At 68.7% G+C, this 9,991-nt stretch carries 10 protein-coding genes; 3 read left to right on the top strand and 7 right to left on the bottom strand.

Annotated features, from left to right (window positions below):
• Window positions 1-39: 39 nt before the first annotated feature.
• From VKG64_05790 to VKG64_05800, 3 genes are read left to right on the top strand one after another with little or no spacing between them, the layout of a single operon-like run.
• Window positions 40-1,074, top strand: coding sequence for a 2-dehydropantoate 2-reductase (locus VKG64_05790; protein HKB24550.1), 1,035 nt, complete (start codon window positions 40-42; stop codon window positions 1,072-1,074).
• 22 nt (window positions 1,075-1,096) lie between these two features.
• Window positions 1,097-1,411 carry a hypothetical protein gene (locus VKG64_05795; protein ID HKB24551.1) on the top strand — a complete coding sequence of 105 codons (315 nt, stop codon included), beginning with the start codon at window positions 1,097-1,099 and terminating at the stop codon, window positions 1,409-1,411.
• A gap of 7 nt (window positions 1,412-1,418) precedes the next feature.
• Entirely contained in the window at window positions 1,419-2,723 is a 1,305-nt protein-coding gene (locus VKG64_05800) for an amidohydrolase (protein HKB24552.1), read from the top strand.
• A gap of 45 nt (window positions 2,724-2,768) precedes the next feature.
• Here the strand turns inward: VKG64_05800 and VKG64_05805 are convergent, their stop codons facing one another.
• The 7 genes from VKG64_05805 to arc all read right to left on the bottom strand — a co-directional run.
• The gene (locus VKG64_05805; GenBank protein ID HKB24553.1) at window positions 2,769-3,200 is read right to left on the bottom strand and encodes a polymer-forming cytoskeletal protein; all 432 of its coding nucleotides are present in this window, start codon (window positions 3,198-3,200) and stop codon (window positions 2,769-2,771) included.
• 24 nt (window positions 3,201-3,224) lie between these two features.
• On the bottom strand, window positions 3,225-3,689 hold the full coding sequence (locus VKG64_05810) for a polymer-forming cytoskeletal protein (GenBank protein ID HKB24554.1): 465 nt from the start codon (window positions 3,687-3,689) through the stop codon (window positions 3,225-3,227).
• Between the two features lie 438 nt (window positions 3,690-4,127).
• Window positions 4,128-5,483, bottom strand: a complete 1,356-nt coding sequence (gene pafA, locus VKG64_05815) for a Pup--protein ligase (protein ID HKB24555.1) — start codon at window positions 5,481-5,483, stop codon at window positions 4,128-4,130.
• A 22-nt stretch (window positions 5,484-5,505) separates the two neighbouring features.
• Window positions 5,506-6,198 (bottom strand): proteasome subunit alpha, encoded by a 693-nt coding sequence (prcA, locus tag VKG64_05820; protein HKB24556.1) that lies wholly within the window; start codon window positions 6,196-6,198, stop codon window positions 5,506-5,508.
• A gap of 4 nt (window positions 6,199-6,202) precedes the next feature.
• Window positions 6,203-7,018, bottom strand: coding sequence for a proteasome subunit beta (gene prcB / locus VKG64_05825; protein ID HKB24557.1), 816 nt, complete (start codon window positions 7,016-7,018; stop codon window positions 6,203-6,205).
• A 5-nt stretch (window positions 7,019-7,023) separates the two neighbouring features.
• Window positions 7,024-8,520: a depupylase/deamidase Dop gene (dop, locus tag VKG64_05830; GenBank protein ID HKB24558.1), complete on the bottom strand. Its 1,497-nt coding sequence runs from the start codon at window positions 8,518-8,520 to the stop codon at window positions 7,024-7,026.
• A 91-nt stretch (window positions 8,521-8,611) separates the two neighbouring features.
• Window positions 8,612-9,991 (bottom strand): proteasome ATPase (gene arc / locus VKG64_05835; protein HKB24559.1); only part of this gene is annotated, 1,380 nt, incomplete at its 5' end.

Below are 9,991 nucleotides of genomic sequence, written 5' to 3' on the forward strand. Positions count from 1 at the left end.
CTTGCCGGAGGCGAACCTTCTGCTGTAGGCTCCCCGATCATGATCAACCGGATCGGCGTCATCGGCGCGGGGGCGATCGGGTGCGTCGTGGGCGGGCTGCTCACGCGAGCGGGCCGGGACGTGACGCTCGTGGACCAGTGGCCGGAGCACGTCGAGACGATGCGCCGGCAGGGGCTCCGGCTCAGCGGCACGTGCGGCGACCACACGATCAAGGTGACCGCGCTGCACCTGCACGAGGCGCAGCGCATCGAGGAGCCCTTCGACGCTGTCTTCATCGCGGTGAAGTCGTACGATACCGAGTGGGCGGCAGCGCTCGGTGTCGCGTACCTGAAGCGCCCCGACGGCGTCGTCGTGGACTTCCAAAACGGGATGAACGACGAGCGCGTGGCGGCGGTCGCGGGTCGCGAACGCACGCTCGGGTGCGTGATCACGATCGGCGCGGGGATGTACGAGCCCGGCCACGCGATGCGGACCGACTCGGGCTCGCTCGGCTTCAAGATCGGCGAGCTCGACGGCAAGGACACGCCGCGCGCGCAGGAGCTGGCGCGGGTCGTCAGCGACGTGGCGCCGGCGAAGGTGACGACGAACCTGTTCGGCGAGCGCTGGTCGAAGCTCGCGCTCAACTGCATGGCGAACCCGCTGGCCGGGCTCTCCGGGCTCGGGACCGCGGAGGTGCGCACGGAGCCCGGGCCGCGGCGGCTCTCGGTGCACCTCGGCGCCGAGGTCATCCGCGTCGGCCGGGCGGCGGGTCACGAGGTCGAGCCGATCTTCCACATCGCGGCGCAGCGCTTCGTGGACGCGGCCGAGGGGCGCGGGCTCGCCGAGGTGGAGGCCGACGTCAGCCGCGACGCCCTGAGCCGCGCGGGCGGCCGGCCCTCCATGCTCCAGGACGTGATGCGCGGGCGCCGGACGGAGATCGACTACCTGAACGGCTACGTCGTCGCCCAGGGGCGCCGGCTCGGCGTCCCGACGCCGTTCAACGCGAAGGTCGTGGAGCTCTTCCACCGCCATCCGGTCGGGACGCTCACGCCGGATCCGAAAAACCTCGAGCCGTTGCTCGCGATGCTCGGATGAGGCGGACAGCGCCCTAACGCGCATGCCCGTCACGCCGTTCCACCTCGGGCCGGCGGTCGTGCTCGAGGCGGTCTGCCCCAGGCAGCTGAGCCTCGGCGTCTTCGCGCTGGTCCAGGTCGTGATCGACGTCGGGCGGTACGCGCTCACGCGGCTCGCGACGGCGCTGGCGCCGCGGCTCGGCCCCGCGACGCCACGCTGGGTCCGGGAGGAGCTCGGCGCGGGGGCAACGGACTCTTCCTTCCCGGCGCTTTCGTCTGGGTCCACGCGGCGTGCGCGGCGCTCGGTCTCGCAGGGCTGCTTCTCTGGCATGCGCTGGCCGAGCGCCGGCCCGCGGTGACGGCGGGATGAGGCTCATCCCCGACCTGGTGTGGGCCGACGGGGGCTGGCACGCGGGGCGCGTCGTCGAGCTCGAGCACGGCCGGATCACCACGGTCCATCCCGTGGATCGCCTCTGGCCCGGCGACCTGACGCTCCCCGGCAAGGCGCTCCTGCCGGGCACGGTGAACGCGCACTGCCACACCTTCCAGTCGCTCCTGCGCGGGCTCGGCGACGACCTCGACTTCGCGGGCTGGCGCGACCGGGTGCTCTACCCGTTCTCTCAGCGCCTCGACCGGCGCGGGATCGCGCTCGGCGCCGAGTTCGCGTTCGCCGAGATGCTGCTTCACGGCGCCACCACGTGCGTGGACTTCTTCTACCTGCAGGACGGCGGCAACGCGAACGCGGAGGCGGTGATCGAGGCGGCGCGCCGCGCCGGCATCCGGCTGGTCCTCGCGCGGGGCATGTACGACTGGGAGGGCGCGCCCGCGCGCTACCGCGAGCCGGTCGCCGAGGCGAAGGCGCGCACGGCCGAGCTCATCGCGGCGCACCGCAGAGACCCCATGGTGAGCGTCCAGCCCGCGCCCCACAGCCCCCACGGCGCCTCGCCGGCGATGATCCGGGCGGGGTGGGAGGTCGCGGAGGGCGAGGGCACGCGCTTCCACATCCACGTGGCGGAGGGGCGGTACGAGGGAGAGCGCACGCTCCGGGAGCACGGCGCCACGCCCGTCCGCCACCTCGACCGCCTCGGCGTCCTCGGCCCGCGGATGATCGGCGTCCACGGCGTCTGGCTCGACGACGACGAGGTCGCGCTGATGGGCGCGCGCGGGGCGGCGCTCGCCTACTGCCCGAGCTCGAACATGTTCCTCGGCGACGGGATCACGCGCCTGCCCGAGCTCCTGCAGGCGGGCGTCCGGGTCGGGCTCGGCACCGACGGCGGCTGCACGAACAACCGCCTCTCGGTGTTCGAGGAGATGCGCATGGCCTCGCTGCTCCAGCGCGTACGCCTCCTCGACGGCGCGGCGCTCCCCGCCGAGCGCGCGCTCGCGCTCGGCACGGCGTCGGGCGCCGAGATCCTCGGCCTCGACGCGGGCGTGATCGCGCCGGGCCGGCTCGCGGACCTCGTCGCCGTGGATCTCGCCCACCCCTCGCTCCACCCCCCGAGCGATCTCACGAAGTCGGTCGTCTACGCCATGTCGCCCCAGGCCATCACGGACGTCTGGGTCCACGGGCGGCGGGTCGTGGAGGCCGGACGCCTCGTCACGCTGGACCTCGCCGGGCTCCTCGGCGAGGTGCGCGCGCTCACGCGGGGCTGGACGCTCGCGACGGCGTGAGGGGGGCGGCGGGCCGGGGAACGGCGCCGGGGCGGCGGGGCCGCGTCAGCGCTTGAACGGGACGATGGAGAGGTCGCGCTCGCGCGTCGGGGGCGCGGGCGGCGCGGCCTCGACGGGCCGGGCCTTGGTCATCCGGCAGTGGCCCTCGAAGAGCACGCCTTCCTCGATGACCACCACGGGCGCCTCGACGTCGCCGTAGACGCGCGCCGAGCCGCGCAGCTCGACGCGCTCGGAGGCCAGGACGTTGCCGACGACCTCGCCGGAGATCAGGACGATGCCGGCGCGGATGGAGGCGTTGACGACCCCCTTCTCGCCGACGATGAGGCTGTCGTTGGAGACGATCTCACCGCGGAAGCGTCCGTTCAGCATGACGGTGCCGCTGAACGTGTACTTGCCCTCGATCTCCGAGCCTTCGTCGATGAAGGCGGTGAGATCGCTCGCCTTGACCGAGGGCTTGCTGGTCTTCCGCCACAGCATGGGCGCGGTCCCCGGCGGGCCGGATTACCTCTGGAAGCTCTGCTGTCCCACGCGCTTCTCCTCGATCGGGACCACCTGGCGCGGGGCGCTCGGCTCCTCGTGCATCTTCGTGACGTTGCCGTTGAAGAAGCCGCCCTTCGAGATCACCAGCGAGTCGGTCTGGATGTTGCCGCTCACCCGGCCGGTCTCCGTGATCTCGACGTTGCCGGTGGCCACCATGTTGCCCTCGTAGTGGCCCATGATGATCGCGTCCACCGTCTGGACGTTGGCGCTGACGACGCCCTTCTCGCCGATGACGAGCTTGCCGCCGACGTTCAGCTCGCCGCCGACCTCGCACTCGATCTGGATCGAGTCCGCGATGTCGAACTTGCCCTCCATCCGCGCGTGGTCGCCGACGACCGTCAGCAGCGTGATGGGGTTGACGGGCTTCGCGTTGTCGACGGCCTGCGGCGCTGCCGGCTTTTGCGGCGCTTTCTTGTCTCCGAACATCTACGCCTCCTTGGTGCGTTTGTGGAACACCGCTCCAGCGAGCGCGATCGCACAGTGCGAGTGGAACGCCAGAATTAGCACCCTTGGCCTGCGGAAGTCAACCCTGTCCGGAGCCACACATTACGTGGGGTGCGGCGGCGCGCGACGCCCTAGGCTCAGCGTGCGGTCGCGGTCAGATAACCGGAAACGGGAACGAGGTGCCTGCCCGTCTCGGAGGTGGGTCCAGCTGGATACCGGCAGCATCATCGTCATCAACCGCGCGAACAACACCATCCAGGCCAGGATCCCGATGCCGACGGAGCCGGCGCACCTCGCGGTGCACCCCGGGCTGGATCTGGTGTACGTGACCCCGTGGACCGACAACGCGCTCCGGATCATCGGAGATCCGTGACGGGAGGTCGCGTCAGTACGAGGTGACCCGGGGCGGTCGGGGCGGCTTCAGAAGCTGCGGATCAGGCGCTCGACCCGCTCGTCGTGGGACTGGAACGGGTCCTTGCAGAGGATCGTCTCGCGCTCCGGATCGTTCAATTTCAGATAGACCCAGTCCACGCGGTAGTCCTTGCCCTTGAGGTTCGCCTGGCGGATGAACTCGCCGCGCAGCCGCGCGCGGGTCGTCTGTGGGGGAATGTGCTTCGCCTGCTCGATCGTCTCGTCGTCGGTGATCCGGTCCACGTAGTCGTTGGCCACGAGGCGGTAGTAGACGCCCTTGTCGGGCCGGATGTCGTGGTACTGGAGGTCCAGCAGCGAGACCTTCGGGTCGCGCCAGGACAGCCGGTGGCGGTTCATGAAGTTCTCGACGAGCTGGCGCTTGATGACCCAGTCGAGCTCGCGGTGGAGCTGCATCGGGTCGGTTTCGAGCTTCGTGAGCACATCCGTCCAGCGCGCGAGCACGTCCTTCGACGCCGGGTCCGGGCTGATCGAGTCCACGTAGCGCGTCGCGTACTCGAGGTACTCGAGCTGCAGCTGCAGCGCGCTGATCGTGCGCCCGTCCTTCAGCTTGATCGTCTCCCGGAGCGTCGGGTCGTGGGAGATGTCGCGAATCGCCTGCACGGGCGACTGCAAGGAGTAATCGCGGTCGAAGAAGCCGTCCTCGATCATGTCCAGCACGAGCGCGGTCGTGCCGATCTTGAGGTACGTCGCCACCTCGGACATGTTCGAGTCGCCCACGATGACGTGCAGGCGCCGGTAGCGCTCGGCGTCGGCGTGAGGCTCGTCGCGCGTGTTGATGATCGAGCGCGACGAGGTCGTGGCGCCCGAGATCTCCTGGCAGATGTGCTGGGCCCGCTGCGAGAGGCAGTAGTGGAACCCCCGGGGCGTCTGCAGCACCTTGCCCGCGCCGGCGAAGATCTGTCGGGTGACGAAGAAGGGGATGAGCGCCTCGGCGAGCCGCTGGAACGACACGTCGCGGCTGACGAGATAGTTCTCGTGGCAGCCGTAGCTGTTGCCCGCCGAGTCGGTGTTGTTCTTGAACAGGAGGATGTTGCCCGAGATCCCGTCTTCGCGCAGGCGCTTCTCGGCCTGGTGCAGCAGGTCCTCGACGATCCGCTCGCCCGCCTTGTCGTGGATGACGAGCTCGGTGACGTCGTCGCACTCGGGCGTCGCGTATTCCGGATGGAATCCGGTGTCCAGATAGAGCCTGGCGCCGTTTTCGAGAAATACGTTGGCATTCCGAGCGCCCGGGATCACCTTCTCGAACAGATACCGCGCGACGTTGTCGGGCGACAGGCGCCGCTGGCCGTTCAGGGTGCAGGTGAGACCGTACTCGTTCTCGAGGCCGAAGATGCGGCGCTTCATCTGCGTCTCAGCCTAACACGACCTACCTCGCCGTGCCCAGGAGTTGCCCGAGCGCCTCCGTGGGAATGCGCCGGAACTTGCGCCGGACCTTGGTCCGGTCCAGGACCGCGACCTCCAGGTCGCGCTCGTTGAGCGTCTTGTTCTGCGTGACGGTCAGCGCGCGGACCCCGAGCTGGAGCGCGGCGTCGAGCGCCAGGCCCTCCGCGTAGTGGTCCTTGAGGACGCGGCGGATCTCGTCCGCCTGCCCGCCCATCGCCGCGTAGTTCCGCTCGTCCTCGATCGTGCCGTCGTACAGGATGTGGTAGATCTCGTTGCGCGCGCCGTTGTCATCGCCCACCTCGGCGACGAGCACCTCGACCTCGAACGGCTTGATGTCCTGCGTGAAGATGTTCCCGAGGGCCTGGGAGTAGGCGTTCGCGAGCGCCTTCGCGGTCACGTCGCCGCGGCTGTAGGAGTAGCCCTTGACGTCCGCGTGCCGGATCCCCGCGATGCGCAGGTTCTCGAACTCGTTGTACTTGCCGACGCCGGCGAACGCGATCCGGTCGTAGATCTCCGAGATCTTGTGCAGCAGCGTCGAGGGGTTCTCCGCGACGAGCAGGATGCCGTCGCGGTACTCGAGCGTGACGGTCGACCGGCCGCGTGCGATGCCCTTGCGCGCGTACTCGGCCTTGTCCTTCATCATCTGCTCGGGGCTGACGTAGTAGGGGAGCGGCATCGCCTCAGTCCCCCGTCGCGTTGCGGGTCCGGTCCGCCAGGATCGTCTCGCACACGCGCCGCACTTCGTCGTCCGGCACGTCCTGGAACCCGGAGCGGGTGATGGTCTTGACGGACGGGAAGATGCCGCGCACGAGATCCGGCCCGCCGGTCCCCACGTCCTCGTCGGCCGCGTCGACGAGCGCCTCGAGCGCGACGCGGAGCGCCTCCTCGCGCGTCATGTCGCGGCGCCAGAGCTTCTTCAGCGAGTCGCGCGCGTCCTTCGAGCCCGAGCCCTGCGCGTCGTAGTTCGTCTCCTCGTAACGGCCGCCGGTGACGTCGTACTTGAAGAGCCGGCCGGTCCCGGCCTTCTCGTCGAAGCCCGCGAAGATCGGGACCACGACGAGCCCCTGCATCGCGGCGGGGAGGTTCATGCGGATCATCTGCGAGAGGCGGTTGGCCTTGCCCTCGAGCGAGAGGTTGTCGCCCTCGACCTTCTCGTAGTGCTCGAGCTCGGTCTGGAAGAGCTTCGCCATCTCGGTCGCGGGCCCGGCGACGCCGGCGATGCCGACGCCCGAGAGCTCGTCGGCCTTGAAGATCTTCTCGATCCGGCGGCCCGCCACCTGGTAGCCGGCGGTCGCCTGCCGGTCGCCCGCCATGATGACCCCGTCGCGGTAGCGCACGGAGAGCACGGTGGTCCCGTGGGGCGGCTCGGGCGGCGCCTCGTGCGGCGCAGACGCGCCGCCCGGCATCATGTGCGGCGCCTCGCGGCGCAGCAGGTCCATGAAGCTCGGGTTCGAGTAGTCGTTGAAGAGATGCTGCCAGCGGCCCTGGTCGGCCATGCCCGTCACATTCCGGCCGCGCGCGAGATGTTGCGCAGCAGATCCGCCGCCGTGGGCGACTCCATCAGGAGTCCGCGGACGTGAGCCTCGGTGCCGCGCAGCGGCTCGAGCATGAAGATTTTCTTCAGCGGCCCCTCCTTGAGGTCGAAGATCACAGAGTCCCAGCTCGCCGACACGATCTCCTCCGCGTACCGCTGCAGGCACATGCCGCGGAAGTAGGCGCGCGTGTCCTTCGGCGGGTCGTAGATCGCCTTGGAGATCTCGTCGTCGGTGACGATCCGCTCGACGGCCTCGGCCTCCTCGAGCTTGTAGTAGAGGCCCTTGCCCGGGCGGATGTCGTGGTACTGGAGGTCGATCATCTGCACGCGCGAGGCGTTCCACTCGAGCGTGTGCTTCGCCATGTAGTTCTCGATGACCTGCCGCTTGATGACCCAGTCGAGCTCGCGGCCGAGCTGCGCCGGGTCCTCGGCGAGGCGATCCAGCGTGTGCTCCCAGCGGCCCAGCACGTCGGCGACCCAGGACTCCTTCTCGCGGTCGCGGTAGTAGCGCTGCGCCATCGCCAGGAACTCGCGCTGGAGGTCCACGGCGGAGACGGAGCGTCCGTCCTTGAGCCGGATCGTGTCGCGGCAGGTGAGGTCGCGCGAGACTTTCCGGAACGCGGCCACGGGCCCGTCGATGGACAGGTCGCGGTCGATGAAGTCGTCCTCGACCATGCTGAGCACGATCGCCATCGTCCCGACCTTGAGGTAGTTGGCGGTCTCGCTCATGTTGGCGTCGCCGACGATGACGTGCAGGCGGCGGTACTTCTCGGGGTCGGCGTGGGGCTCGTCCCGCGTGTTGATGATCGGGCGCGAGTGCATCGTCTCGAGGCCGACCTCCGTCTCGAGGAAGTCGGCGCGCTGCGAGATCTGGTAATCGCACGGGTCCGCGTTGTTCTCGGCGCCGACCTTCCCGGCCCCGGTGAAGATCTGACGAGTCACGAAGAACGGCATCATGTGCTGCACGATCCGCGCGAACGGCACCCGGCGGTCCATCAGGTAGTTCTCGTGGGTGCCGTACGAGTTGCCCTTGCTGTCGGTGTTGTTCTTGTAGATCAGGATCCGCTGCTCGGGCGGCGAGACCGCTTCGGCGCGCTGCCGCGACAGGTTCAGGATGCGCTCGCCCGCTCGGTCCCAGATCACGAGGTCGCGCGGGTTGGTCGTCTCCGGGCTCGAGTATTCGGGGTGCGCGTGGTCCACGTAGAAGCGCGCGCCGTTCGAGAGGATCAAGTTGATCAGGCGCGACTCCTCCTTCGAGGTGCCCTCCTTCTCCTCCATGTACTCGAAGCCCCGGGCGTCCCGGAGCGGGCTCTCCGCCTCGTAGTCCCACCGGACGCGCGAGGAGCGGAAGGTCTCGTAGGAGTTGATCAGCAGCAGCGAGGACAGGATCGGGTTGAAGTCGGGCTGGTTCTTCACCGTGATCCCGTACTCGGTTTCGATGCCCATGACTTTCGGGATGGCCATGCGTCCCCCAACGTCGCGTGAGAACAGAAACCCCTGGCCGGGGGCCAGGGGAGGAACGAGGGGGGCCGCGGGACCCCCCTCCCGATCTCGGTTACAGGTATTGGCCGGTGTTGACGAGCTTTTCCACGCTGCGCTGCTTTTCCTTCGCCTCGCCCATCAGCGGTTTCACGTAGACGATCCGCTCGCCCTTCTTGCCGGCGATCTTGGCCCAGTCGTCGGGGTTCGTCGTGTTCGGCAGGTCCTCGTTCTCCTTGAACTCCTCGCGCACGGCCGTGGTGAGGTCGTCGGTCGTGATGCCCTTGGGGCCGCCGCCGATGAGGCGCTTGAGGGCGAGCTTCTTGGCCCGGCGCACGATGGACTCGATCATGGCGCCGGAGGAGAAGTCCTTGAAGTAGAGGACCTCCTTGTCGCCGTTGGCGTAGGTGACCTCGAGGAAGCGGTTTTCCTCGGAGAGGCTGTACATGGCCTCCACGCTGGCGACGATCATCTGCTCGATGGCGGCGGCGATGTCGCCGCGGGCCTCACTCTGGGCGAAGGGGATGTCGGTGGTGAGGTACTTCTTGAAGATGTCGGCGGCCGCGGCGCGGTCGGGCCGCTCGATCTTGATCTTCACGTCCAGGCGCCCGGGGCGCAGGATCGCGGGGTCGATGAGGTCCTGGCGGTTACTGGCGCCGATGACGATGACGTTCTTGAGGCCCTCGACGCCGTCGATCTCGGCCAGGAGCTGGGGCACGATCGTGGTCTCGACGTCGGAGGAGATGCCGGTGCCGCGGGTGCGGAAGAGCGCGTCCATCTCGTCGAAGAAGACGATGACGGGCACGTCCTCGGCGGCCTTTTCCTTAGCTTTGACGAAAATCTCTCGAATCTTCCTCTCTGTCTCTCCCACGTACTTGTTCAGCAGCTCCGGGCCTTTGATGTTGAGGAAGTAGCCCTTGATCTTCTCGCCGCGGGTTTCGGAGATCTTCTCGGCGAGGTTGTTGGCGACGGCCTTGGCGATCATGGTCTTGCCGCAGCCGGGGGGGCCGTAGAGGAGCACGCCCTTGGGGGGCGTGAGCTTGTGCTCCTTGTAGTAGTCGGCGTAGAGGTAGGGGAGCTCCACGGCGTCCTTGATGGCCTCGATCTGGTCGACGAGGCCGCCGATGTCGTCGTAGCCGATGTCGGGCACTTCCTCGAGCTGGAGATCCTCGACCTCGCTCTTGGGGAGCTTCTCCAGCAGGTAGCCGCTCTTGGCGTCCATGAGGAGATGGTCGCCCGTCTTGAGCCGCTGCAGGCGCAGGGGGTCGGCGATGATGCCGACCTTCTCCTCGTCGGCGCGCAGCGTGACGACGGCGCGCTCGGGGTCGAGCTGCTCCTTGAGGATGACGACCTCGCCCTGGATCTCGTAGCCGGCGGCCTCGATGACGTTGAGGCCCTCGTTGAGGATGAGCTCCTGGCCGGGCTTGAGGGCGTCGGGCTTGAGGGCGGGGTGCAG

This window comes from Candidatus Methylomirabilota bacterium (assembly GCA_035260325.1).
Taxonomy (GTDB): Bacteria; Methylomirabilota; Methylomirabilia; order Rokubacteriales; family CSP1-6; genus AR19.

What these genes read in the sequence shown, in the direction of transcription:
- VKG64_05790 (HKB24550.1), top strand. Translation starts at nt 40, where the DNA reads ATGATCAACCGGATCGGCGTCATCGGCGCGGGGGCGATCGGGTGCGTC.
- VKG64_05795 (HKB24551.1), top strand. Translation starts at nt 1,097, where the DNA reads ATGCCCGTCACGCCGTTCCACCTCGGGCCGGCGGTCGTGCTCGAGGCG.
- VKG64_05800 (HKB24552.1), top strand. Translation starts at nt 1,419, where the DNA reads ATGAGGCTCATCCCCGACCTGGTGTGGGCCGACGGGGGCTGGCACGCG.
- VKG64_05805 (HKB24553.1), bottom strand. Translation starts at nt 3,200, where the DNA reads ATGCTGTGGCGGAAGACCAGCAAGCCCTCGGTCAAGGCGAGCGATCTC.
- VKG64_05810 (HKB24554.1), bottom strand. Translation starts at nt 3,689, where the DNA reads ATGTTCGGAGACAAGAAAGCGCCGCAAAAGCCGGCAGCGCCGCAGGCC.
- pafA (HKB24555.1), bottom strand. Translation starts at nt 5,483, where the DNA reads ATGAAGCGCCGCATCTTCGGCCTCGAGAACGAGTACGGTCTCACCTGC.
- prcA (HKB24556.1), bottom strand. Translation starts at nt 6,198, where the DNA reads ATGCCGCTCCCCTACTACGTCAGCCCCGAGCAGATGATGAAGGACAAG.
- prcB (HKB24557.1), bottom strand. Translation starts at nt 7,018, where the DNA reads ATGGCCGACCAGGGCCGCTGGCAGCATCTCTTCAACGACTACTCGAAC.
- dop (HKB24558.1), bottom strand. Translation starts at nt 8,520, where the DNA reads ATGGCCATCCCGAAAGTCATGGGCATCGAAACCGAGTACGGGATCACG.